We start from the raw sequence: 24,987 nt of genomic DNA on the forward strand, positions 1-24,987 counted from the left end.
CGATATACGAAGGAGACATCGAATGTTTGCCAATTGCCAGCTCATGGGCGTGGATCTCGCCTTTCCGGACGTCTGCAAGTCGCCGGCCATCCCGATCCCCTACCCGAACTTCGCGCTCGGCCCCACCGCGATCCCCAAGGCCTGGAACATCCTCTATCTGTGCACGCCTGCGCACAACCTGGCGACGCGCACGCCCATCACCAACGGCGACAACGCGGGTATCGGCCTCGGGGTGGCGGTTCAGAGCGTGATGGGCGAATCGCAGCACACGCTGGGCGCGTTCACGATGCTCGTCAAGGGATCGCCGCAGACGCGCCTGACGAGCATGACACGGCAGAACCGCGGCAACACGATGGGCATGCGGATTGTGCCGAGCCAGCCCAAGATCCTCGTGCTGATGGCCTGAGAGCGAGAGAAGAAAAGAGAAGAAAAAGAGAAGAAGCAGGAAGGGCGGGCGAAGCTCACGCCGCCCTGGGAGCACCCGCCAGCGTCACCTGCTGCGGAAACCCCACCCACACCGCTAGCGCCGAGTAGTTGTCCTGCGAATCATCGGCCTTGGCTTCAGCCGCGCGCCGGATCAGCGCCAGCCACTCTTCCGCGCTGTCGGCCAGCTGCAGCGAACGTTCCATCACCTGCTGAGAGATCAGCTGCCACAACCCGTCAGTGCAAAGCAGGAAGGCATCGCCATCGGCCAGGCGCTGCGGCGCGGTGATCGTGGCTTCGGCCGTCGCACGCGCACCGAGTGCGCGGTACAGCAGGTTGGTCTTCACCAGCCGCTCGCCGCCGTTCTGGTGACTCGCAGCCGCATCGCCGGATCGCTCCGACAGGCTGTGATCCTCCGTGCGCTGCATCAGCGCACCGCGGCGGAACCAGTAGAGGCGGCTGTCGCCCACATGCGCCCAGCAGGCCTGGTTGGTGATGCGGTCGACGAACAGCGACACGAAGGTCGCGCTCATGCGGCTCTGCTCGGTCAGTTCGCGCTGCTTCGCGAGGATGGCGTCGTTCGCCGCCTTCACGCAGCGCTGGATGTTGTCGGCGGCCAGCGAAGGAGCGTCCACGAAGGCATCGAGGGCGGTGTCGACCGCGATGCGCGAAGCCAGTTCGCCGCCTGCGTTGCCGCCCACGCCGTCGCTCACCACGAAGCAGCCGTTGCGCTCGTCGAGGTGGTAGCCGATGGCGTCCTGGTTGCCGCTGCGTTCGCCGACGCAGGAGAACTGCGAGGTCGAGATCGGGACCGCGAATGAAGAGGAAGAGCGTGTGGCTTCAAGCACGGCGCGCCTCCTTCAGCCGTTCCATCTCCTTGTCGTAGGCCTGCTGGAACGCGCGGCCGAAGACGGCCTGGAAGTCGTCCTCGACGGCCGCCGTGGTCTCGGTGTGCAGCTGCTGCAGCTGGCGCCACAGGCGGGCTTCGCGGCCGCCGGGCAGCAGCTTCTCGCCCAGGCTTCCGTCGTGCGGAGTCTCGCGGCTGAGCGCGGCGGGGTCGAAGCGCTTGAGCAGCGTGAGCAGCGCGGCGCGCATGCCGGCGACCATGCCGAGCTGGTGCGACTGCAGGTCGCCGAGCGCGTCGTGCACGGCGGCCTCGGGCGGCAGGAAGCCGGGCATGCGCGCGCCGAACATCTGCATCAGCACGGCGCGGCCATTGGGCAGGATCTTGAACGGGTTGTTCTCCTCGTCCACGATCATCGTGATCTCGGCGCGCACTTCGCGCTTGAGCATGGCGCGCGAGGACAGCAGCTCGATGGTGCCGTCGGTGAAGGCACGCATGATGCGGCCGAGCCGCTGCATGGCCTCGATGTCCATCGGCTGCTGGCCGGCGACTTCGGGCACGCCGGCGCCTTCGAGGAAGGCCCTGAAGAGGGCTTCCGCTGACGACGATGAGGGTGCGATTGCCGCTGTGTCGGGCTGCGTTGCGGTCGGTGCTGCTGCTGCCGTCGTCGGTGCGGTCGATGCGACGGGCGCTGCTGCAACGGGGGGCGGCTCGGGCGCGGGCGGCGGCGCAGGAGGAGGGGGCGGCGGGGGAGGAGGCGGAGGAACCGGCGCGGGCGGAGGCGGTGCCTCTGCTCTCGGCGGCTCGACGACAGGCGCAGGTGCGGGCGCAGGTGCAGGTGCAGGCACCGCCACCGGAGTCGGCGGGCGGAACTGCGCCGCCACTTCGTGCGCATGGTTCGAGTGGCTGTACCCCTGCACCGCCGGCCTGTTGCTCTGCAGCAGGTCGACCGCCGGATGCGTGTCGCCAGGCAGCAGCGGATCGGTGTGCGCCAGCGCCGTGGGGCGCGGGTCGGAGAGAGGCGAATGCGCGCTCTCGTCGGAGGCAAAGAAGGACAGCGGGTCGACACCGCGCTTCAGCGTCATGTCCGACATGTCGTTGGCGGCGCCGGGGTTCAGCTCGGCGAGCGGGTCGACCGGGTTGCGGCGCGCCTGCGAGGGCAGCTCGAAGGGCTCGTGCGCCATCGGATCGGGCATCGGCTCGGGCGTGGTGTCGACGCGGCGCGGCGCGTTGGCGAGGATGGCGTCCCAGTCCGCGGCGGAAGGCATCTGCGACGAGGCCGTGCCCGGACCCGGCTTCTGCTGCGGCTGCACCGCAGGAGGTGCTGGCGGCTGCTGGTACTGCTGCTGGAGGGGGAAGGGCGAGCCGAAGGCTTCTTTCGGTCCTGGCGTCGGTGTCGATGCCGGCGATGGCGCCGGCACGAATGCCGTCGGTGGCGGCATCGGCGGCGTTGCCTGCCGAGGCGATGGCATCGCGACCGTGGGTTGCGTATCGCCGATGGGTAGCGCGCCTTCACCGAACAGGTCGGAGAACACGTCGGACGAGCCGGAGGAAGGCAGCAGCGCATCGATGGGGCTGGCCGACATCGGCGCGGCCACCGGCGGCGGTGCGAACTGCACGGGCGCTGGCGAAGGTACGGGTTCGGGTGCAAAGGCAGGAGGAGGCGCGTGCACGGGCATCGCGGCCATCGGCGGTGCGGCCGTCGGCGCGGCGCGCAATGCGCTCGAAGCTTCCAGCACATAGCTGCCGATCGCCACGCGGTCGCCATCGGCCACGCGCGCTTCCTGCTCGTGCGCGAGCGGGCGTCCGTTCACGCTGATCGGCAGCACGGCGCTCATGTTGCGCAGCACCGCCACGCCGTCGTCGTCATAGCGCACGGTGGCCTGCAGGCGCGAGATCTGGCGCTGCTCGTCGGGCAGCACGAGGTTGTTGTCGGGGCTGCGTCCGATCGTTCCTCCGGGAGCGGCAAGCAATGCCGAAGGGCCCGTGGCCACCGGCCTGCCCGCGTGTTCGATCACTGTCCAACGCATGGCTTCTCCGTGTTGGTCTTCCCGCGCCGCGGCGCCCGTGCGGCCGCGATGCTCTTCATCAACGCTTCATTCGCTTGGCGGCCTCGAACGCGGGGCCCCACACCGGATGCTTGCGCTCCGCCACGTTGAGCTCGAAGGTCGGGAACGCATCGAGGATCTTGCGGAACTGCAGGCGGCACTCGGGGATCTGGTTGGCCACGCAGTAGCTGAAGGCCTCGAGCTTCATCGCGTCGAGGCGCGTGGAAGGCTCCGCGGCCTCGAACACCGACACGCCGCCGCTCTTGAGCGTGCTGAGGGCCTTGGCATAGTCGCCTTCGTCATACGCTTGCTGCGCCTTCTCGAGCGTGGTGCGCGCCACTTGCTGGCTCAGTCGTTCGGGTTGGGGCGCTGGCTCCGGCGGCGGGGTGGTCGTGCAACCGGCGACGACCAAAAGAGCGAACGCCAGAGCAGGCAGACATGACTTCAATCTTCTCTCCTACCTTGCAGAAGCAATGAAAAGGCAATGCTTGGAACGGTGTGCCGCTTGATCGCGACACGGCATGCACGCGATGCGCCATCGTAAGGGCGCATGACTTCGATAATATAAGCCGCGAACCCCGGGAGATTCCAATGCATCGACGAAGCTTGCTACAAGGCGCACTCGCAACCACACCGTTGTGGGCGGGCCTCATCAGCGGATGCGCATCGACGGCCAAGTCCATGCCCACGCCCTACGCCGTCACCATCAGGATCGACGAAGGCGTCAATCCCGACGGCCGGGGGCAGGCCGCTCCCATCCTCGTCAAGGTCTTCGAATTGAAATCTTCCGGCAACTTCGAGACGGCGGACTACTTTGCATTACAGGACCGTGACAGAGAGACGCTGAGCACCGAACTGGTCAATGCCGACCAGGCCATCATGCGCAGCGGCGAGGAGCGCGTGTTCAAGCGCGAGGCCGGTCTCGACTCGCGCGCCATCGGCATCATCGCGGGCTATCGCAAGCTGGAGGCCGCTCGCTGGCGCATCGTGCTGCCGCTGAAGGAACCCAAGCAGACGAACCTGTACAAGGTGTGGCAGTTCTCGCCCAGCGAGCAGGCCGTGCAGGTCGTCGTGCGCAAGACGGGCATAGAGCTGCTACCAAGTCGTTAACTTTGCACTGAAGGTACTCAATGACTAGTACCAAAGTGCGAAAAATTCATAAGCGAAATGCGGTGCAAAACGTAAGACGCGACGTGTAGCATCGAGAGCAAAACAAGTGGACCGGGAGGCCGCTAATCAGCGCATCTCCCGCTTCGGCGTGAGCACTCCCCAGGAGGTCTTTTTGGTGACAGTTCGCAATTCGGGCGCTGCAAAGAACGGCGCCCATCCGCAGGCATTGGCGAATCGCGTTGTGTGGTCCGAGGGCATGTACCTGCGCCCCCAGCACTTCCAGCAAATGGAACGCTATGTCGAGCAGTACGTGACCCGGCGCACCGCGGGCCTGCAGGGTGCCTACTGGGGCTGGCTGCACCTGGACATCGACCGCGACGCGTATGCCCTGGGCCGCGTGTCGCTGCTCGGCGGCGCGGGCGTGATGCCCGACGGCACGCCCTTCTCGTTCGGCGCGGAAGACGCACCGCTTCCTTATGAAGTACCGAGCGATCTCACCGACGAACTCATCGTTCTCGCGCTCCCGTTGCGCAGGCCCGGCAGCGAGGAGGTCATCTTCTCGGAAGACGAAGGCTCCGCCGCGCGCTTTGGCGTGATCGAGCGCGAAGTGAACGACGGCAATGCCGTCGCGCTCGGTCCGGCAGTGCTGCAGCTCGCCGCGCCGCGCCTGCGGCTCGCGCGCGCTTCTTCCCTTACCGCCGAATGGCAGGCGATTGGCGCGGTTCGCGTGATCGAACGGCGCACCGACCACAAGCTGGTGGTGGACGCCAACTACATTCCGCCGGTGCTCGATGCTTCCGCGCACGCCATGCTGCGCAGCATGATCGCGGAGCTGCACGGCCTGCTCACGCAGCGCTCCGAAGCTCTGGCCTCGCGCCTCTCGCAACCGGGGCGCGGCGGCGTGAGCGAGGTCTCCGACTTCCTGCTGCTCGAACTGGTCAACCGCTATCTCGCGCTCACCTGGCATGCGCAGCAGGCCGTACAGGTCCACCCCGAGGAACTCTTCGTCGACTGGCTCAAGCTGGCCTGCCACCTGGCCACGCACACCTCGCCCACGCGCCGGCCGGTGCTGTGGCCGATCTACGACCACGACAACCTCAACGAATGCATCCGTCCGCTGCTCGAAGAGCTTCGGCGCTCGCTGTCGGCCGTGCTCGAGCAGAGCGCGATCGCCATCGAGCTGGAGGAGCGCAGCCACGGCGTGCGCGTGGGCCGCATGCCCGACCCGGTGCTGGTGCGCAACGCCGGCTTCGTGCTCGCGGTGCATGCCGACCTGCCGGCCGACGCCATCCAGCAGCGCTTCCCCACGCAGGTGAAGATCGGCTCGGTCGAGCGCATCCGCGACCTCGTGCAGCTGCAGCTGCCGGGCGTGGTGGTGCGTCCGCTGCCGGTTGCGCCGCGGCAGATTCCGTACAACGCGGGCTATCACTACTTCGAACTCGACAAGAGCGGCGACATGTGGCGCCAGCTCGAGAAATCGGGCGGCGTGGCAATGCACCTGGCCGGTGACTTTCCCGGTCTGGCCATGGAGTTCTGGGCCATCCGTCCGTGAGGGACTCTATGAACGGTGTCAACGACATGGCCGTCGGCCCGGGAGGCTTCGTGCCGCCGAATCCGGGTGGCGGCAACGCCGATGCGGGCGGCATGCCCGCGGCACAGCGCGGACTCGGTGCGCAACCCGACTCCTTCACCGCATGGCATGACGCGCGGCGTCCGCATGCGGGCGACACGGCGCTGGCCGGCAACAACCCGCTGGTGGCCGCGGCCGAATCCGCTGCTCGACCTGATCCCGCAGATCCGCGCCACCGGCCACCATCCCGCGCCTTCTCAGTTGCGCGAGCATCTGGTCGACGAGGTCCGCCGTTTCGAGACGCGCGCGCAGCAGGCGGGCATTGCGCCCGAGGTGATCATCGGAGCGCGCTACTGCCTGTGCACCGCGGTCGACGAGGCCGCGGCGCTCACGCCCTGGGGCGGCAGCATCTGGTCGTCGCAGAGCCTGCTGGTGATGTTCCACAACGAGACCTGGGGCGGGGAGAAGTTCTTCCAGCTCCTGTCGCGCCTGGTGCAGAACCCGCAGCAGCACCTGCACCTGATCGAACTCATCTACTTCTGCCTGGCGATGGGCTTCGAAGGGCGCTTCCGCGTCATCGACAACGGCCGTTCGCAGCTGGAGACGCTCAAGCAGCGGCTGCTGCAGATCATCCGGCAGGCACGCGGCGAGATCCCGGTGCCGCTGTCGCCGCACTGGCAGGACGGCAGCGCGCCGGTGCGCCGCGCGCGCAACTGGCTGCCCGTGTGGGCGGTGGGTGCGGTGGCGGCGGTGCTGCTCGTGGCCGTGTTCGCGTTCCTCACCTTCAATCTCGCGGGCCATTCCGACGGCGCCTTCGCGGCCGTCAACGCGGTGCGCCTGCCGCAGGCCGAGCGCGCGGTCGTCATGCCGGCGCCGGTGCCTCGCCTGCAGCGTTTCCTCGAGCCCGAGATCCGTGAAGGCCTGCTGACCGTGCGCGACGAGGCCGATCGCAGTGTCGTGGTGCTGCGCGGCGACGGCCTCTTCGCCTCGGGCTCCGACCGCGTGCTCGACCGCTATGCGCCGGTGCTCGTGCGCGTGGCCGACGCGCTCAATTCCGTCGAAGGCAACGTGCTGGTCAGCGGCTTCAGCGACGACCAGCCGATCCGCAGCGTGCGCTTTCCCTCCAATTGGCAACTCTCCCAGGCCCGCGCCGACGCGGTGAAGAAGATGATCGCAGCGCGCATTGCGCGGCCGGAGCGCCTGCGCGCCGAAGGCCGCGGTGACGCCGACCCGCTCGTGCCCAACGACTCCCCGGCCAATCGCGCGCGCAACCGACGCGTCGAAGTGACGCTGCTGGTGGCGCCGGGCTCAACCGCGCCCGTGGCCGCCGCCGCGCCGGTCGCACCTGCTCCCGCACGTCAGCCCGGAGGCAACCGCTGATGCTGCGCGCCATCTTCCGTTTTCTCATCAGCCGCGACCTCTGGGTCTTTCTGGGCCTGGTGGCGCTCGCCTTCCTGATCTGGGTGATCGGCCCGGCCATCGCGGTGGGCCGCTATCGCCCGCTCGAGGACGAGATCGTGCGCATCGTGGTCATCGTGCTGATGTTCGCGATCTGGATCGTGCGCGTCATCTACCGCAAGTGGCGCGAGCGCCGGCTCAACGCGCAGCTGCTCAACCAGCTGCGCACGCCGACCAAGAGCGAGAAGGAGGCCAAGCCCGAGGACGCGCCCGAGATCAAGGAGCTGCAGAGCGGCTTTGCCGACGCCACCAACATCCTGAAGAACATGCGCTTCGGCGCGGATGCCGACGGCAAGCCCGCGAGCCGCTTCTCGCTGTTCGACCGGCAGTATCTCTACCAGCTGCCCTGGTACATCTTCATCGGCGCTCCGGGCTCGGGCAAGACGACCGCGCTGGTCAATTCCGACCTCGACTTCCCGCTGGCCGACCAGCTCGGCAAGGCGGCGGTGCGCGGCATCGGCGGCACGCGCAACTGCGACTGGTGGTTCACCAACGAGGCGGTGCTGATCGACACGGCCGGGCGCTACACCACGCACGAGAGCAACCGCGAAACCGACGAGAGCGAGTGGAAAGGCTTCATCGAGCTCCTGAAGAAGTTCCGCCCGCGCCAGCCGATCAACGGCGCGATCCTCACCATCAGCATTGCCGACCTGCCGCTGGCCGACGACGCCCAGCGCGCGCGCCACGCGATGGCGCTGCGCAAGCGGCTGCTGGAGCTGCGCAACGACCTGGGCATCGACTTCCCGGTGTACGTGCTCGTCACCAAGACCGACCTGCTGGCCGGCTTCAACGAGTACTTCGGCTCGCTGGGCCGCACCGAGCGGCAGCAGGTGTGGGGCTTCACTTTCCCGATCCAGGGCAACCCGACGAACAAGAAGGCCGGCAAGGGCGCGGCTGCGCCCGTGGGCGGCGACCTGCGCGAGCGCTTCCACCAGGAATACAAGCTGCTGCATCAGCGCCTGGACGAGCGCCTGCCCGAGCTGCTGGCGGCCGAGTCCGATCCGATGCGCCGCGCGCAGGCCTACCTGCTGCCGCAGCAGTTCGCGAGCTTCGAGGACATCCTCGGCACCTTCCTGGCCGACGTGTTCAATCCGTCGAAGTTCGAGGCCGCGTCGATGCTGCGCGGCGTGTACTTCACCAGCGGCACGCAGGAAGGCACGGCCTTCGACCGCGTGATGGGCGCCATCAAGCGCTACCTGCAGGTCAACGCGCCGCCGGCGCCGCCGCCGGGCCCGGGCAAGAGCTACTTCCTGAAGGAGCTGCTGCAGCAGGTGATCTTCCGCGACGCGGGCGTGGCCGGCACCAACCTGCGCTGGTACCGCCGCAAGCGGGCCATCGACATCGCGGGCTACAGCGTGATCGGCGTGCTGCTGGTGCTGTTCCTGGGCGCCTGCGTGAACAGCTGGCGCAACAACAAGGACTACGTGGCCGAAGTCGACGCCAACGCCAAGGCCTTCAACAAGGCCGCGGCGCGCGGCGAGCTGCCCACGGTGGTCGACACCAGCGGCGACATCGCCAGCTCGCTGCTCGTGCTCGACAAGCTGCGCGACCTGCCGAAGTCCAGCCACTTCGACATTGCCGATCCGCCCACCTCCTACCGCTTCGGCCTCTACCAGGGCGAGAAGCTGCAGGCGGCCACCGACGGCGTCTACCAGCGCGCGCTCGAGACCGTGCTGCTGCCGCAGGCCGCGCAGCGCGTGGAGCAGTCGCTGCGCGAAGCCGCGAAGAACGACGCCGAATACAGCTACGAGGCGCTCAAGGCCTACCTCATGCTGTACGACGCCGAGCGCTACGACGCCGACTTCCTGCAGGCGTGGCTCCTCACCGACGTCGATCGCAAGATCGGCGCCTCGCTCACCCGCGAGCAGCGTGCCAACCTCGAGTCGCACTTGAAGGCGCTGTTCGCCGGCCGCGTGGTGGCCTCGCCCTTCGCCAAGGACGACAGGCTCATCACGCAGACGCGCGAGCGCCTGGCCGGCGTGCCGCTGGCGCAGCGCTCGTACGCGCGGCTGCGCCGCATCCTGCTGCAGACCAGTCCGCCCAACGCCTTCACCATCGCCGAGGCGGGCGGCGCCGAGTCGGCGCTGGTCATCCGGCGCGCGAGCGGCAGGCCGCTGACCGACGGCATTCCCACACTCTTCACCTACCGCGGCTACTGGGACATCTTCGACAAGCGCATGGCCGAGACCGCGCTCTCGCTCGAGCAGGAAGACCGCTGGGTGCTGCAGATCCGCGCGCCCGGCATCGCCGACATCACCTCGCGCGAGCTGCTGCTGCGCGAGGTGCGCCGGCTCTACCTCACCGACTACATCAAGGTGTGGGACGACTACCTCGTCGACATCCGCCTGGCCGACAGCCGCTCGCTGCTGCAGAGCATCCAGATGACGCGCGTGCTTTCCACCGCCGAGTCGCCGATGTCGCGCATCATCCGCGGCGCCGCGCGCGAGACCGACCTGCTGCGCAACCACGACGAGGCCGCGCGCAGCCTGCTCGACCAGGCGCAGAACCGCGTGCAGAGCACGCGAGAGCGCATCGAGCAGCTCATCGGACAGCCCGACGGCAGCCAGCGCCGCAACACGCGCCTGGACCGCCCCGAGTCGCTGGTGGACAACCACTTCGAGCCGCTGCGCCGCATGGTCACCGCGCCCAAGCAGGGCGGCCAGGCGCCCATCGACGCGACGGCCGCGCTCATCAACGAGCTCTACAACTTCCTCACCGCCACCGACACCGCGCTGCGCAGCGGCAACATCCCGCCGACCAGCGACGCCGTCACCAAGGTGCAGGCCGAGGCGGGGCGCCTGCCGGTGCCCTTCCAGGGCATGCTGAACGACCTGTCGGCCACCGCGTCGTCGAAGGCGGCGGCGGTGACGCGGCAGAACATCGGGCAGAGCGCGGCGGCGAGCATCGGCTCGTTCTGCAACCAGGCGATCGCGGGGCGCTACCCGTTCACGCGCGGCTCCAACCGCGACGTGGCCTCGGGCGACTTCGCGCAGCTGTTCGCGCCGGGCGGGATGATGGACGACTTCTTCCAGAAGAACCTCATCACGCAGGTCGACACCTCGGTCAACCCCTGGGCCTTCAAGCGCGGCGTGGACGGCAGCGCCGCCGGGCGCTCGGCGTATCTCGATTCGTTCCAGAAGGCGCAGGCCATCCGCGACGTGTTCTTCTCGGGCATGGCGGGCGGGCGCACGCCCTCGTTCACCATCGACATCCGGCCGGAGGACATGGACGCGCAGCTCACGCAGTTCACGCTCGACGTCGACGGCCAGACGGTACGCTACGCGCATGGCCCGCAGGCGCCCAGCACCATCAAGTGGCCTGGCCCGCGCAACAGCAACCAGGTGCGCCTGCAGGTGACCACCGCCAACGGCACGCCGGCCGGCGGCATCGTGACCGAAGGTCCGTGGGCGCTGCACCGGCTGTTCGACAAGGCCTCCATCTCCGCCGGCAGCTCGCCCGAATCCTTCAACGCCAGCTTCGACCTGCAGGGCAAGAAGGTGGTGCTCGCGGTCACGGCCAACAGCGTCTACAACCCGCTGCGCCTGTCGCAGATGAACAGCTTCTCGTGCCCTGGGAAGTCCTGAAATGAACAGCAGCATTCCCTCGCAGGCCTGGGTGCCCGTCGACGAGCAGATCGGCTGGTACGGCAAGCTGCCGGCCGCCGGCGACTTCCTCTACCGCCGCATGCCGCGCGAACTCCAGGCCTGGTGGGACCGCTGGATGCAGAACGGCCTGGGCAGCTTCAAGCGCTGGCCCGACGCGATGACGCGCCACTACGCCGTGGCACCGGTGTGGAACTTCGCGATCCCCGCCACGCAGGGCGTCGACGCCGTGCAGTTCGGCTGCATCGCGCCGAGCTGCGACCGCGTGGGCCGCTACTACCCCGTGTGCATCACGCTGCAGGTGGCCGCGCGCAACTACCGTCCGTCGGTGCTGGAGGGCTCGGCCGCGTGGTACTGGCAGTGCGGCACCGCGATGCTGCAGGCCATCCGCCACGGTGTGGCGCCCGACCAGTTCGACAGCCAGGTGCTGGCCGCGGGCCGTGCCGGCTTCCAGACCGCCAGCGGCGGCTCGGACGACATCCTTTCGATCCTCGGGCCTACGGCCGGAGGCGCCAGCGCCAGGCAGCAACTGGGCTGGCCGGAGCTTCCACTGTGCTTCGACCCCTTCGGCAGCACCAGCTACTGGTGGACCAATCAGGCCGACGGGTCGCCGTTGCGCACGGCAGCCCATGGCGGCGGGCTCAACACGCCGCTGTTTTCCAAGTTGTTTTCGCAGGGACATGTGCCATGGGCATGAACAAGAAGAGCCAGGTCGGCCGATTGACCCGGGGGCGCCATGAGGGCCATGGGCGCGCTCGTCCCGCAGGAGGAAAAGAAGCATGACGACGACGCACGGCATCGGGAGCCCGCCGGCCGATACGCAGGAGGAGCGCCCGCATCCGCTGGGCGTGAACCACCGGCTCGACGAGTTCGAGCTGCTCGAGGTGATCGGCGAGGGCGGCTTCGGCATCGTCTACCGCGCCTACGACCACTCGCTTCAGCGCGAGGTGGCCATCAAGGAATACATGCCCTCGATGCTCGCGCGCCGCGTGGGCGACAACAGCGTGCACGTGCGTTCCGAGCGCCTCACGGCCACCTTCCAGGCGGGCCTGCGCAGCTTCATCAACGAGGCGCGCACGCTCGCGCAGTTCAGCCACCCGGCGCTGGTGCGGGTGCATCGCTTCTGGGAGGCGAATTCCACCGCCTACATGGCGATCCAGCTCTACAAGGGCCGCACGCTGCGCCGCCTCGCGGAAGACGAGCCCGGCAGGATCACCGAGCAATGGCTGCTGGGCATGCTGGGGCCGCTGCTCGGCGCACTGGAGACGCTGCACCGCAGCCAGTGCTTCCACCGCGACATCGCGCCCGACAACATCTTCATTCAGCAGGACGACCTGCCGGTGCTGCTCGACTTCGGCGCGGCGCGCAAGTCGATCGCCGACCTCGTCGACGAGGTGGCGGTGATGGTGAAGTCGGGCTACTCGCCCATCGAGCAGTACGCCGACGACAACACCCTGCTGCAGGGCGCGTGGACCGACCTGTACGCGCTGGGCGCGGTGCTGTATCGCGCCGTCACCGGCCACCCGCCGCCTTCGGCCGTGGTGCGCAGCGTGCAGGACGCCTACGTGCCGCTGTCGTCCATGGGCCGCGACGACCTGAGCCCTGCCTTCTGCGCCGCCATCGACCACACGCTGGCCGTGCACAGCAAGGACCGCACGCAGACCGTGGCGGCCTTCGCCGCCGAACTCGGGCTGGTGAAGCTGGGCGACATCTACGTGAGCGGCATGGGCGTGCCAACGGTGATCATTCCCGCCGCGCCCGTGTCGGCGACGCCGCCGCCTCCGCAGCTGACGCCGCAGCAGTTTTCGCCGGTCTCTGCGCCGGCGCCGCTGGAGCCGGTGCCTGTGGCCACGCCCGAACCCGTGCGTGCGCAGGCCCCCGCGCCCGCGCCGCGTGCCGCTCAGGAAGAGGAAGGGCAGGGCAGCCGCGCCAAGGCCCAGGCGCAGCCCCAGGCTCGCAAGGCAGCGCCCGCGCAGAAGGCCAAGCCCAAGCGCCCGCCATGGGGCATGGTGGGCGTGCTGCTGATCGCGCTGGTCGCCGTCGGCGCCTGGATCGGCCTGCGCCTGACCTCGGGCATGCAGCCGCAGGAGCCCACCAAGATCGCGACGGTGCCGGTACCGCCCCCGGCCGAGCCGATGTCGAGCACCACCGCGCCGCCGGCGGCGATGCCCCCGACGCCTCCCGCCGCCGATGGCGTGCCGCCCGCCGTCGCGGGCGGTGCCGCACAGCCGCCTGCCGCGGCCGCCAGCGCGCCCGCTGCCACCGGCACCGGCACCACCGCCGGGCCCCTGACGCCGCTGGAAACCGTTCCGGTCAATCCGCCGGCCACCCCCACGACGCCCGCTACCCCAGCCGCGCCGCCCGAGTCCGCGCTGGCCACCGCCGAAGCGGAAGACTGGAACCTCGCGCAGAGCGAGAACACGCGCGAAGGCTACGAGGCCTACCTGCGCCGCTACCGTCGCGGGCTGCATGCGCGCGAGGCCCGGGCCGCCATCGCGGAGATCAATCGCGTCTCGCCGCCCTCGGTGCCCGTCGCCCCCGGAACGCAGCCGCCCGGCACCACGACCGTGGCGGGCGCGACGCCGGGCACCCCCCGGCGCCACGGCACCCGCTTCCACGCCCACGGCGTCGCCGGGCATGGGCCGCATCGTGTTCAACGTCCGGCCCTGGGGCCAGGTGTTCGTCGACGGTGCCGATCGCGGGGTGAGCCCGCCGCTGAAATCGCTGTCGCTGCGCCCGGGCATCTACAACATCGAGGTGCGCAACGGCGACCTCGAGGTTTACCGGCAGCGTGTGACGGTGCAGGACAGCAAGTCGGCGCCTGTGGTGAGCCACGAGTTCAAGTAGCCGGAGTTCTCGAGTAGCCGGGTCAGGCAGTTCGGCAGGGCTTTGGCCATAGTCCGCATCCTGCTTTTGCGGGATGGCGTGGCGCATGTCCGCGCGCGAAGAATGCGTCTCTCCCGCGCGAAGCCGGCTTGATCTTTTCTTTCTCTCTCCTGCCAGTCCGCCTTCCGTGGGTGTCACCGCAGCCGGCCATCGGCGCGCAGGAGGACGACCATGAGCGCGACAGCAAGCAGCAAAGAGGAAGAGCGGCCCGAGCCCGGCGCCGCGCGCCGTTCGGAGCGCGTGGCCGTGATCGCCATCCATGGCGTCGCGGACCAGAAGTCCGGGGACACCGCGCGCGCCATCGCCTCGCTGATGGTGAATGCCGGCACGCCGCAGGCCCGTTACAGCCATGGCGACTGCGACAGCTTCATCGTGGCGGTGCCGCCGCTGAAGGCGATGGCGGGCAACCGCTCGTCGAAGCCGCTGCCTCCGGGCTCGACGCGGCGGGTCCAGCCATCGGCGCAGGCACCCGATTCGATAGGGAAGGCCTTCGAGCAATCGCTGCGCTCGGACTTCGTGCGCGATGAATGGATCGTCGGCAATGGCCGGCCGGATGCGCCCGCCGGCGCCGGGGAGCAGGGTCCCACGCCAAGGGCCATGGTCTCGGCCGACGCGGGCATCGCCTTCAGCGACTACCTGCTCTCGAAGTGGAAGGGCGCCGACAACGAGGCCTACGAAGCCACCCGCATCCGCATGACCCGCACCGCGTCCGCCGCGGGCGCATCGCCGCAGCACGTGGACGTGCACGAGATGTACTGGGCCGACCTGTCGCGGCTGTCGGGCGTGCTGCCGCGCATCGTCACCGAGCTCTTCACCGTCGTGTTCCGCCTCTCGCTGCTGGGACGCGACGCCGTGGACCGCGCGAGCGCCGGGGCCGGCCTGCGGCAGCCGGACGGCAAGCCGCCGCGCCGCTGGCTATGGCTGGCGAACCTGCAGCGAGGGCTGGACTGGGCCTTTTCCAACCTCCTGGCCAACCTGTTCTCGCAGCTGCTGCTGATCGGACTGCTGATCGCCGCCTGGGGCGCGGCCCAGCCGCACACCGCCGTGTTGCGCACGGTACTGGCCGTGGCGGCGCCGGCGCTCGCGGTGTGGTGGTACTGCTACCGGCATGGCGCGCGGCCCGCGAACCGCTTCGCTGCGGCAGCCTGCGCGATAGCCGCGACGGCGCTGCTGCACTGGGTGCCGGCGCACTGGGTGGTTGGCCTGGGCTGCCTGGCGCTGCTCGGGCTGCTGTTCGACTACGTCTTGCGAGTGGCGGCTGCGCGCTTCCCGGCGGTGCGCGCGGTGGGGCTCATCTTCCTCGCGGCCACCGCGCTGCTGTTGCTGGGCCACCTGATCGCGAAGTCGTTGGTGCCCGGAACGCAGCCGCTCGACCTGCACGACTGGGTGCGCGCCGGCATGCGCGCGTTCGAATTCATGCTGCTGGGCATCGTGGCCTGGTGGGCCGCGGCAGTCGTGCCCTTCCTGCTGTGGTTCGTCTTCGGCCAGATCGCGGCTCGCGACGGCGATGCCGCGCGCGGCAGCGTGGCGACCGGGCGGCTGGGGCTGATGGTGTCGATGGCCTCCTTCGTCGCGCTCTCGATGGCCATCTGGGCCCTGCTCACCACGCTGGTGGAGTTCGGCGCAGCGGGCACTTCGTATTGCCCGCTCATCTTCGACGCGGCCTCGGGCTGCTTCGACAAGGGCTCCACCTTCCTGCACCTGCGCTATCTCCGCAGCACCGAGACCTTCGTGCTCGCCGCGGGCCTGACGCTGGCGCTGCTGCTCTACATGATCGTGGTGCTCGTGCCCAGCGTGCTCGCCGAAATCAGGAACGGCGTAGGCACGGCGCAGAACCTGGGGCGCTGGCTCAGCGGCGGCTACCGCCGGCTCGAAGCCGTCGTCACCGGGCTCGCGGCAACCAGCGTGGTGGTCGCCGCCATCGTCGGCGTGGTGCTGCTGCTGGCGCGCTGCGGCATCCTGCCGAAGGACCTGATCGGCGGCGCGTACATCGAATGGTTCGGGCCGTTGTCGGAAAGCGTGCTCAAGCCGCTGGTGCTCAGTGCCGCCACCGCGGCCGCGGCGCTCTCGGCCTTCGGCGGCGTGCTGTCCCGCTACGTGCCCTGGCTGCGGCTGCCGCTCGACGTGGCGCTGGACGTGGACAACCATTTCCGCGAGTTCCCGCGCCAGGCCATTCCGCGCGCGCGGATCTTCTCGCGCTACGTGGCTCTGCTCGAACACGTCGTGGCGCAGCAGTACGACCGCATCGTGATCGTGGCGCACAGCCAGGGCACGGTGATTTCCACGGAACTGTTGCGCTACCTGCAGCACCGCGCGCAATGGCAGGCCGATGCCGGCATCGACGATCGCGTCACGCGGCTGTGGCCGCAACTGCAGGGCAAGGTCCACCTGCTGACGGCGGGTTGCCCGCTGCGGCAGCTGTACGCGGCGCGCTTTCCTCTTCTCTACGAATGGGTGGGCCGGACCACGACGCCGGGCAACAGCGGCCCGCTCGCCTCCGACGTCGGCGCGAGCCGCTGGATCAACCTGTACACCACCGGCGACTACGTCGGCCGCTGGCTGTGGTGCGATCCGCCCCCGGCGATCGACACGGTGGGCGGCCATGCGACGCTGTGGAACCCGGCGCCGGCCTTCACGGCGGCGCCGGGCGGAACGGAGCACGACGTGTGCATGGGCATCGGCGCGCACACGCACTACTTCGAGCAGGGCGGGACCTATGCGGCGCGGTGGATCGATTCTCTGGTGAGCTGAAGGCCGGGCCGGTGAGCCTTTCCTTCTTCTTCCTTTTTCCTTCTTCTAGGCGTCTAGGCGGCCCCGCGCAACGCCCGCCGGTACTGCACCGCTTCAGCCAGATGCCCCACCTGCACCGCCTCCGACGCAGCCAGGTCCGCAATCGTCCGCGCCACCTTCAGCGCCCGGTGCGTGCTGCGCGCGGACCAGCCCAGCTTGGCCGCCGCGTTGAACATGAATGCGCGCGCCGCGTCGTCGAGTGCCGCGTGCCGGTCGATGGCCGCGCCGTGCAGCGACTGGTTGGCATGGCCCTGGCGCTGCACTGCTCGTTCGCGCGCGGCGACGACGCGTTCTCGGATGCTGTCGGTCGGCTCGCCGGCGGGCGCTTCGAGCAGCAGCTGGGCCGAGACCGGCGGCACTTCGATGTGCAGGTCGATGCGGTCGAGCAGCGGGCCGCTGAGCTTGCCCTGGTAGCGCGACACCTGCTCCGGCGTGCAGCGGCAGGGCCTCGATGACGAGCCCAGATAGCCGCAGGGACAGGGGTTCATGGCCGCGACGAGCTGGAAGCGCGCCGGGAACTCGGCGCGCCGCGCGGCGCGGGCGATGGTGATCGTGCCGGTCTCCAGTGGTTCGCGCAGTGATTCGAGCGCGGATCGGGCGAACTCGGGAAACTCATCGAGGAAGAGGACGCCGTGGTGCGCGCGCGAGATTTCTCCGGGGCGCGGCGGGGAGCCTCCTCCGACCAGCGCCACCGCGCTCGCAGTGTGGTGCGGCGCACAAGTGGGCCTCACGCGCCAGCGCTCGGTCGCGAAGCGCCCGCCCAGGCTCGCCACCGCGGCGCTTTCCAGCGCCTCGTCGATGTGCATCGCAGGCAGCAGGCCGGCGAAGCGCTGGGCGAGCATCGACTTGCCCGAGCCCGGCTCGCCCACCATCAGCAGGCTGTGGCCGCCTGCCGCGGCGATCTCGAGCACACGCTTGACGCCGGTGTGGCCCTTGACTTCGGCGAGGTCGGCGTAGCGGGGCGGGTTCGTGTCGGGCGCGGCGTTGATGCGCGCCCACCCGTCGTCCGTGGTGTCGGGCAACTGGGAGGCTTCCTCGTCGGTCGCCACGAACTGGCGCACCACGTCCAGCAGGTGCTTCGCGCCGTACACCTCGCCGCCCGGGACCAGCGCGGCCTCCTGTGCACTTTCCAGGGGCAGCACCAGCCGCGTCGCGACGCCGCGCGTGTGCAGCGCCAGCGCCATGGCCAGCGCACCGCGGACGGGCCTGAGCTCGCCCGACAGCGAGAGCTCCCCGGCGAATTCGTGGCCGGCGAGCTTCGCGTTGTCGATCTGGCCGCTGGCCGCGAGGATGCCCAGGGCGATGGGCAGGTCGAAGCGTCCGGAATCCTTCGGCAGGTCGGCCGGGGCCAGGTTGACCGTGATGCGCTTGTTGTTGGGGAATTCCAGCCCCGCGTTCTGAAGCGCCGAGCGCACCCGCTCGCGCGCCTCCTTGACCTCCGTTTCGACCAGGCCGACTAGCGTGAAGCTCGGCAGGCCGTTCGCAAGATGCACCTCTACCGTGACACTGGCCGCTTCAAGACCCAGCAAGGCGCGGCTTTGCACCAAAGACAGTCCCATTTTTCTCCCTCTCCCCAAGATGGTGCGCACTTTTTGGGCATTCCCGCGGTGGTGCGGCGCACCGTGCATCTGCAACCACTCGCAACAGGGGTTGTAACGATTTGGCTCTCAACCGCGGCGGGGCGAGGGCTGCGAGGGCCGGGATTCGTGCACTTTGGCACGCTCCCTGCTTTGAGCCCCTCGGTCCCACAACACACCTTCGAGGAGTTCCCTGATGACGCACCGTACCGCCGCCCAGGCGCTGATCGTTCTGGCCACCGCATTGACCGCGTCCGGCGCGGCCCTGGCGCAGACTGCAACGACCGACGCCGCAGCAGCACCGGCTGCGGCTCCCGCTCCGAACCTCACGGGCAATGTGTCGATCACCACGAACTACAAGTTCCGTGGCCAGGACCAGGACATGATCGGCAAGAACGACTACGCCAAGACCAAGGGCTTCAAGCCCGCGATCCAGGGCGGCCTGGACTACGCCTTCGGCGACAGCGGCTTCTACGTGGGCAACTGGAACTCCAGCGTCAACTGGCTCAAGGGCAACAGCATCGAGATGGACGTCTACGGCGGCTACAAGTTCAAGGCCGGCCCGCTGGACATGGACGTGGGTGCGCTCACCTACATCTACCCGGGCAACTCCGCCGGCAACACCACCGAGCTGTACGTCGGCGCCACCTACGCGAACGACAGCTTCGGCTCCTTCACCGCCAAGTACTCGCACACCGTGTCGAAGGACTACTTCGGCTACGCCGGCAACAAGGCCGGCTCGGGCCTGAAGGGCACGAACACCGGCTACCTGAACCTGTCGTACAGCAAGGAGATCGTGCCCAAGGTCACGCTCAAGGCAGCCGTGGGCTTCACCAACATGTCCAGCGACATCCGCAGCCTGGGCTACAAGAGCTACGTCGACTACAACATCGGCGCGAGCTACGACTTCGGCAACGGCCTGTCGCTGACCGGCTCGGTGCAGGGCGCCAACAAGAAGAACTCGTACCTCGCGGTGAGCAACCCGGGCGTCGACTACGGCTTCGGCACCTTCGGCACGACCTACTACTCGCCGAACAAGGCCCGCTTCATCGTCACGCTGACGAAGACGCTGTAATCCGCACTACAACGAGGCGCGGCCCAAGCTGCCGCGCCACTTCATTTCCATCCGAAGGAGAAAACTCATGAAGCTGGTCACAGCCATCATCAAACCGTTCAAGCTCGACGAAGTGCGCGAAGCGCTGTCGGCCATCGGCGTGCAGGGGATCACCGTCACCGAGGTGAAGGGTTTCGGCCGCCAGAAGGGCCACACGGAGCTCTACCGCGGCGCTGAATACGTGGTCGACTTCCTGCCCAAGGTCAAGATCGAAGCGGCCGTCTCCGACGACCTCGTCGATCGCGTGATCGAGGCGGTGGAAGGCGCTGCACGCACCGGCAAGATCGGCGACGGCAAGATCTTCGTCTACAACCTCGAACAGGTCGTTCGCATCCGCACCGGCGAAACGGGCCGCGAAGCCCTCTGATCGAGTCCTGGCCCGAAAGAACAACGACTATGAAAAAACTGCTTGTCTCTCTTGCGCTCGGTTTGAGCGTGCTGGCCGCCGGTACCACCGGCTTCGCGCAGACTCCCGCCGCGGCAACGGCCGAGGCTCCGGCCGCGTCGGCACCCGCTGCCGCCGCGCCCGCTCCGGCTGCGGCGCCCGCAGCGGCAGCTCCGGCCGCCGCCGATGCTGCTCCCGCCGCCGCGCCCGCGGCCCCCGCTCCGAAGATCGACTCCGGCGACACCGCCTGGATGCTGACTTCGACCCTTCTCGTGATCCTGATGACCATCCCCGGCCTCGCGCTGTTCTATGGCGGCCTGGGCCGCTCGAAGAACATGCTGTCGGTGCTGATGCAGGTCTTCGTGATCTTCTCGCTGATCAGCATCCTGTGGGCCGTCTACGGCTACAGCCTGGCCTTCTCGGGTGACGGCAACTTCTTCGGAGGATTCGACAAGATCTTCATGAAGGGCATCACGCAGGAGACCTTCGGCGCGCTGACCACGATTCCCGAATACGTGTTCGTCGCCTTCCAGGGCACCTTCGCGGCCATCACCGTGGCGCTGATCGTCGGCGCCTTCGCGGAACGCGCCAAGTTCTCGGCCGTGCTGCTGTTCTCGGTGCTGTGGTTCACCTTCAGCTACGTGCCGATCGCCCACATCGTGTGGGGCGGCGGCCTGCTGGGCAAGGACGGCGCGCTGGACTTCGCCGGCGGCACCGTGGTGCACATCAACGCCGGTGTGGCCGGCCTGGTCGGCGCCTACATGGTCGGCAAGCGCGTCGGCTACGGCAAGGAAGCCTTCACGCCTCACTCGCTCACGCTCACCATGGTCGGCGCTTCGCTGCTGTGGGTCGGCTGGTTCGGCTTCAACGCCGGCTCGGCCGGTGCTGCCAACGCCGTCGCCGGCCTGGCCTTCGTGAACACGGTGCTCGCCACCGCCGCCGCGGCCCTGTCGTGGATCCTGGGCGAGAGCCTGCACAAGGGCAAGGCCTCGATGCTGGGTGCAGCATCCGGTGCCGTCGCCGGCCTGGTGGCCGTCACGCCCGCCGCCGGCTTCGTCGGCCCGATGGGTTCGATCGTGCTGGGCCTGCTGGCCGGCCTGATCTGCCTGTGGGGTGTGGGCGGCCTGAAGCGCATGCTCGGTGCCGACGACGCGTTCGACGTGTTCGGCGTCCACGGCGTGGGCGGTATCCTGGGTGCCATCCTGACCGGCGTGTTCGCTGCCAAGGGCCTGGGCGGCACCGGCGGCGCGACCCCCGACACCTTCGCGATGGGTGCACAGGTCTGGATCCAGATCAAGAGCGTGCTGCTCACGATCGTGTGGTCTGGCGTCGTGGCCTTCATCGCCTACAAGATCGCCGACCTGACCCTCGGCCTGCGTGTGTCGGAAGAAGAAGAGCGCGAAGGCCTCGACATCTCTTCCCACGGCGAAACCGCCTACAACCGCTGATCTTCTCCCTTGGCGGGACCTGCCTTCGGGCAGCCCCCGCCATCGAATGAATGACCACCACCCACAAGAAGAAGAATTCTTCGTAACGAGTTTTTCAAGCGAGGTCTCCTTTGGATGTTCAGCCCGCGAGCGCTCCGGCGCCAGCGGGCTTTTTTTTGTCCGGGGCCCCGGCGGGCGGGAGCAAAATCTCGCCACCATGTGGACCTCCATCGAAGACAGCCTCTGCGAGCTCGGCGAATCGCCGTTCTGGCATCCCGAAGAACGATCGCTCTACTGGCTCGACATTCCCGGCCGTGCCGTGCTGCGCACGCGCGGCGAGATCGGATCGCCGGGCGCGAAGGTCGAGCGCTGGCCCCTGCCCACCGAGCCCGGCTGCATGGCGCCCGCGCGCAGCGGCGGCCTCGTGATCGCGCTGCGCGACGGCATCTACCGCGCCCGCGAATGGGGTGGCGAGCTGGTCGCGATGGCGCGCGTGGAGCACGACGTGCGCACCATGCGCTTCAACGACGGCAAGTGCGACCCGCTGGGCCGCTTCTGGGGCGGTTCGCTCAACGAGGCGAAAGACCGCGCCAACGCCGCGCTCTACTGCTTCGACGCGCGCCCCGACACCGATGTCTCGCCCACGCTCACGCAGATGGCCAACGAGTCCACCACCGCCAACGGCCTGGCCTTCTCGCCCGACGCGCGCACCCTCTACTGGGCCGACACCGCCGCGCACGTGGTCTGCGCATGGGACTGGGACGCCGAGGCCAATTCGCTCTCGCACGCCCGCGTGTTCCACCAGTTCGACGCCAAGCCCGAGGGCTGGACCGTCGATGCGCCGCTGGGCTACCAGGGCCGCCCCGACGGCGCCACCGTCGACGCACAGGGCCACTACTGGGTGGCGATGTTCGAAGGCGCACAGCTGCTGCGCTTCGCGCCCACTGGCGAGATCGTCGCCTCGGTGCCCGTGCCCGTGCAGTGCCCGACCATGCCCTGCTTCGGCGGCGACGACCTGAAGACGCTGTTCGTCACCAGCGGCCGCAAGGGCAGGCCCGCCGCCGAGATCGCGCAGCGGCCCGCCTCGGGCACGGTGATCTCGACGCGGGTCGACACGCCCGGCCTGCCCGTCAGCTTCTTCGCGGACTGAGAGCGGAGCTTCGGGCGCGCATGGCCCTGCAGCACATCCCGCCGATCCAGTGCCTGCTGACCTTCGAGGCGGTGGCCCGGCTGCGCCACGCGGGCCGCGCGGCCGACGAGCTGTGCGTCACGCCCAGCGCGGTGAGCCACCGCATCCGGCAGCTCGAATCGCACGTCGGCTTCAAGCTCTTCGGGCGCGGCGACTTCAGCCTCACGGCCGACGGTGCCGCCTATCTCGCGAACGTGCGAACGGGGCTCGCCGCTCTCCAGGCGACGCCTCTGGGCGGCAGTGCCGCGCAGCGCGCCACGCGGCTGCGCATCGCGGTCACGCCCACCTTCAGCCGGCAGTTCCTCATGCCGAGGCTGGAGCTGTTCCGCAACATCTATCCCGACATCGAGCTGGTGCTGCAGGTGTCGATCCCGCTGCTCGACGTGACGGCTGAACAGGCTGATCTCGAAGTGCGCTACGGCCCCGGCGGCTATGCCGACTGCGAGCACCGGCTGCTGATCGAGGAGCAGGTGGTGCCCGCCTGCAGCCCGAGCTACCTCAACGAGTTCGGTCCCTTCACGGGCTTCCGCAGCGCGGCCGAGATCGCCGCCGCGCGTCTGATCCGCAGCCCGCTCGAACCCTGGGGCACCTGGTTCGCGAGCTGCGGCATCGACCAGCCCGAGCCCGCCATCGGCTCGCAGTTCAACGACCTGGGGCTCATGTACGACGCGGCCGCCAGCGGCTTCGGCGTGGCGCTGGTGCGGCAGAAGCTCGGTGCGGAGTGGTTCGAATCGGGGCGGCTGGTGGCGCTGTCCGACCAGGCCGTGACCTCGCCGCACCGGCACTACATCTGCTGGCAGCCGGGCACGCTGGAGCGCTGGGAGTGCGCGGCTTTTGCCGACTGGCTGGGGCAGAGCCTGCGCTGAACCGGACGGCCCGGCGCGAAGTTCTTTCAAGCGCACGGCAAAAAACCCTCAACCCGGGACCCCCCGGAATGTCCGTAGAGTGCGGTAAACACGAGACATCCCGCGAGCAAGAAAGAAAAGAGGCCGCCGCATGAACGCGCCGCTGACCCCCACGCAACACGATTCGCTACAGAAAACGCAGCGCCAGGCGCAGATCGTCCGCGCGCTGCAGGCGCACCTGCCGGCCCACGCGCTGATCTGGCACGACGAGGACACCACTCCCTACGAGTGCGACGGCCTCACCGCCTACCGTGCCCGCCCGCTGGTGGTGGCCCTGCCCGAGACCGAGGCGCAGGTCGCCGCCGTGCTCAAGACCTGCCACCAGCTCGGCGTGCCGGTGGTGGCGCGCGGCGCGGGCACCGGGCTTTCGGGCGGCGCCATGCCCCACACCATGGGCGTGACGCTGTCGCTCGCGCGATTCAACCGCATCCTGAAGATCGATCCGGTCAGCCGCACGGCCGTGGTCCAGTGCGGCGTGCGCAACCTCGCCATCAGCGAGGCGGCCGCGCCCTTCAACCTCTACTACGCCCCCGATCCGTCGAGCCAGATCGCCTGCACCATCGGCGGCAACGTGGCAGAGAACTCGGGCGGCGTGCACTGCCTCAAGTACGGGCTCACGCTGCACAACGTGATGCGGGTGCGCGGCTTCACGGCCGAGGGCGAGCCGGTCGAGTTCGGCGGCGAGGCGCTCGATGCGCCGGGGCTCGACCTGCTCGCGCTGGTCATCGGCAGCGAAGGCATGCTGGCCGTCACCACCGAGGTCACCGTCAAGCTGGTTCCCAAGCCGCAGCTCGCGCGCTGCATCATGGCCAGCTTCGACGATGTGCGCAAAGCCGGCGACGCGGTGGCCGCGGTGATCGCGGCCGGCATCATTCCCGCCGGGCTGGAGATGATGGACAAGCCCATGACCGCCGCGGTCGAAGACTTCGTGCGCGCCGGCTACGACCTCGACGCCGCCGCCATCCTGCTGTGCGAATCCGACGGCACGCCCGAGGAGGTGGAAGAAGAGATCGGCCGCATGACCGCCGTGCTGCGCGCCTCGGGCGCCACCGCCATCGCCTGCAGCAGCAGCGAAGAGGAACGCATGAGGTTCTGGAGCGGGCGCAAGAACGCTTTTCCCGCCTCGGGCCGCATCAGCCCCGACTACATGTGCCTCGACTCGACCATCCCGCGCAAGCGCCTGGCCGACATCCTGCTGGCCATCCAGGAGATGGAGAAGAAGTACGACCTGCGCTGCTGCAACGTCTTCCACGCGGGCGACGGCAACCTTCACCCGCTGGTGCTGTTCGACGCCAACGACCCCGACGAGCTGCACCGCTGCGAGCTCTTCGGCGCCGACATCCTGGAGACCAGCGTCGCGATGGGCGGCACCGTCTCCGGTGAGCACGGTGTGGGGGTCGAAAAGCTCAACAGCATGTGCGTGCAGTTCACGGCGGCCGAGAACGAGCAGATGTTCGGCGTGAAGCGCGCCTTCGACCCCGAGGGCATGCTGAACCCCGGCAAGGTGATTCCCACGCTGCAGCGCTGCGCCGAGTACGGCAAGCAGGTGGTGCGTGGCGGCAGGCTGCCGCATTCCGATCTGTCGAGGTTCTGATGAAGGCCGGCTTTTCTCTTTCGGGGCGCGATCACGCCGACGGGGTACCTTGCTCCGCGAATGTC

The 24,987-nt window shown here is 68.9% G+C and carries 17 protein-coding genes and 1 pseudogene; 14 read left to right on the plus strand and 4 right to left on the minus strand.

Annotated elements, in window-relative coordinates; genetic code table 11:
- Positions 1-22 precede the first annotated feature (22 nt).
- A complete protein-coding gene (locus ACHMXA_RS04785) occupies positions 23-406 on the plus strand; it encodes a DUF4150 domain-containing protein (RefSeq protein WP_176665655.1) in 384 nt (127 codons plus the stop codon).
- Between the two features lie 55 nt (positions 407-461).
- Here ACHMXA_RS04785 and ACHMXA_RS04790 read toward each other — a convergent pair whose 3' ends face one another.
- From ACHMXA_RS04790 to ACHMXA_RS04800, 3 genes are read right to left on the minus strand one after another with little or no spacing between them, the layout of a single operon-like run.
- Positions 462-1,271: a protein phosphatase 2C domain-containing protein gene (locus ACHMXA_RS04790; RefSeq protein WP_176665656.1), complete on the minus strand. Its 810-nt coding sequence runs from the start codon at positions 1,269-1,271 to the stop codon at positions 462-464.
- Positions 1,264-3,297, minus strand: a complete 2,034-nt coding sequence (tagH, locus tag ACHMXA_RS04795) for a type VI secretion system-associated FHA domain protein TagH (RefSeq protein WP_395318920.1) — start codon at positions 3,295-3,297, stop codon at positions 1,264-1,266. The genes ACHMXA_RS04790 and tagH overlap by 8 nt, the downstream gene beginning before the upstream one ends.
- Positions 3,298-3,355: 58 nt before the next feature.
- The gene (locus ACHMXA_RS04800) at positions 3,356-3,655 is read right to left on the minus strand and encodes a TssQ family T6SS-associated lipoprotein (protein WP_371132186.1); all 300 of its coding nucleotides are present in this window, start codon (positions 3,653-3,655) and stop codon (positions 3,356-3,358) included.
- 251 nt (positions 3,656-3,906) lie between these two features.
- On the opposite strand from ACHMXA_RS04800, the gene tssJ reads away from it, so the two are divergent.
- From tssJ to ACHMXA_RS04835, 7 genes and pseudogenes are all read left to right on the plus strand, one after another.
- On the plus strand, positions 3,907-4,425 hold the full coding sequence (tssJ, locus tag ACHMXA_RS04805; protein ID WP_395318922.1) for a type VI secretion system lipoprotein TssJ: 519 nt from the start codon (positions 3,907-3,909) through the stop codon (positions 4,423-4,425).
- Positions 4,426-4,681: 256 nt separating this feature from the next.
- Entirely contained in the window at positions 4,682-5,977 is a 1,296-nt protein-coding gene (gene tssK, locus ACHMXA_RS04810) for a type VI secretion system baseplate subunit TssK (RefSeq protein ID WP_256099049.1), read from the plus strand.
- A gap of 8 nt (positions 5,978-5,985) precedes the next feature.
- Positions 5,986-7,375 (plus strand): annotated as a pseudogene (locus tag ACHMXA_RS04815) (DotU family type VI secretion system protein).
- Entirely contained in the window at positions 7,375-11,037 is a 3,663-nt protein-coding gene (tssM, locus tag ACHMXA_RS04820; RefSeq protein WP_395318924.1) for a type VI secretion system membrane subunit TssM, read from the plus strand. Before ACHMXA_RS04815 ends, tssM begins: the two are co-directional and overlap by 1 nt.
- Before the next feature lies 1 nt (position 11,038).
- A complete protein-coding gene (tagF, locus tag ACHMXA_RS04825; RefSeq protein WP_176665662.1) occupies positions 11,039-11,752 on the plus strand; it encodes a type VI secretion system-associated protein TagF in 714 nt (237 codons plus the stop codon).
- Between the two features lie 82 nt (positions 11,753-11,834).
- Complete coding sequence (locus ACHMXA_RS04830) at positions 11,835-13,919, plus strand: serine/threonine-protein kinase (protein WP_395318927.1); 2,085 nt, start codon at positions 11,835-11,837, stop codon at positions 13,917-13,919.
- Between the two features lie 193 nt (positions 13,920-14,112).
- Positions 14,113-16,692, plus strand: coding sequence for a hypothetical protein (locus ACHMXA_RS04835; RefSeq protein ID WP_395318929.1), 2,580 nt, complete (start codon positions 14,113-14,115; stop codon positions 16,690-16,692).
- A gap of 53 nt (positions 16,693-16,745) precedes the next feature.
- On the opposite strand, the gene ACHMXA_RS04840 is transcribed toward ACHMXA_RS04835, so the two are convergent.
- Positions 16,746-18,290 carry a YifB family Mg chelatase-like AAA ATPase gene (locus ACHMXA_RS04840; protein WP_395318931.1) on the minus strand — a complete coding sequence of 515 codons (1,545 nt, stop codon included), beginning with the start codon at positions 18,288-18,290 and terminating at the stop codon, positions 16,746-16,748.
- Between the two features lie 214 nt (positions 18,291-18,504).
- On the opposite strand from ACHMXA_RS04840, the gene ACHMXA_RS04845 reads away from it, so the two are divergent.
- The 6 genes from ACHMXA_RS04845 to ACHMXA_RS04870 all read left to right on the plus strand — a co-directional run bounded on the left by ACHMXA_RS04845 (position 18,505) and on the right by ACHMXA_RS04870 (position 24,922).
- Positions 18,505-19,383 carry a TorF family putative porin gene (locus tag ACHMXA_RS04845; protein ID WP_395318933.1) on the plus strand — a complete coding sequence of 293 codons (879 nt, stop codon included), beginning with the start codon at positions 18,505-18,507 and terminating at the stop codon, positions 19,381-19,383.
- A 67-nt stretch (positions 19,384-19,450) separates the two neighbouring features.
- A complete protein-coding gene (gene glnK, locus ACHMXA_RS04850) occupies positions 19,451-19,789 on the plus strand; it encodes a P-II family nitrogen regulator (RefSeq protein ID WP_007833403.1) in 339 nt (112 codons plus the stop codon).
- Between the two features lie 29 nt (positions 19,790-19,818).
- On the plus strand, positions 19,819-21,255 hold the full coding sequence (locus ACHMXA_RS04855; RefSeq protein ID WP_176665692.1) for an ammonium transporter: 1,437 nt from the start codon (positions 19,819-19,821) through the stop codon (positions 21,253-21,255).
- A 196-nt stretch (positions 21,256-21,451) separates the two neighbouring features.
- Positions 21,452-22,384 carry an SMP-30/gluconolactonase/LRE family protein gene (locus ACHMXA_RS04860; RefSeq protein WP_395318938.1) on the plus strand — a complete coding sequence of 311 codons (933 nt, stop codon included), beginning with the start codon at positions 21,452-21,454 and terminating at the stop codon, positions 22,382-22,384.
- Positions 22,385-22,404: 20 nt separating this feature from the next.
- A complete protein-coding gene (locus tag ACHMXA_RS04865) occupies positions 22,405-23,289 on the plus strand; it encodes a LysR substrate-binding domain-containing protein (RefSeq protein ID WP_295983498.1) in 885 nt (294 codons plus the stop codon).
- A gap of 130 nt (positions 23,290-23,419) precedes the next feature.
- On the plus strand, positions 23,420-24,922 hold the full coding sequence (locus tag ACHMXA_RS04870) for an FAD-linked oxidase C-terminal domain-containing protein (RefSeq protein WP_395318940.1): 1,503 nt from the start codon (positions 23,420-23,422) through the stop codon (positions 24,920-24,922).
- Positions 24,923-24,987 lie beyond the last annotated feature (65 nt).

The organism is Variovorax sp. UC74_104, from assembly GCF_044055375.1.
Lineage (GTDB): Bacteria > Pseudomonadota > Gammaproteobacteria > Burkholderiales > Burkholderiaceae_C > Variovorax.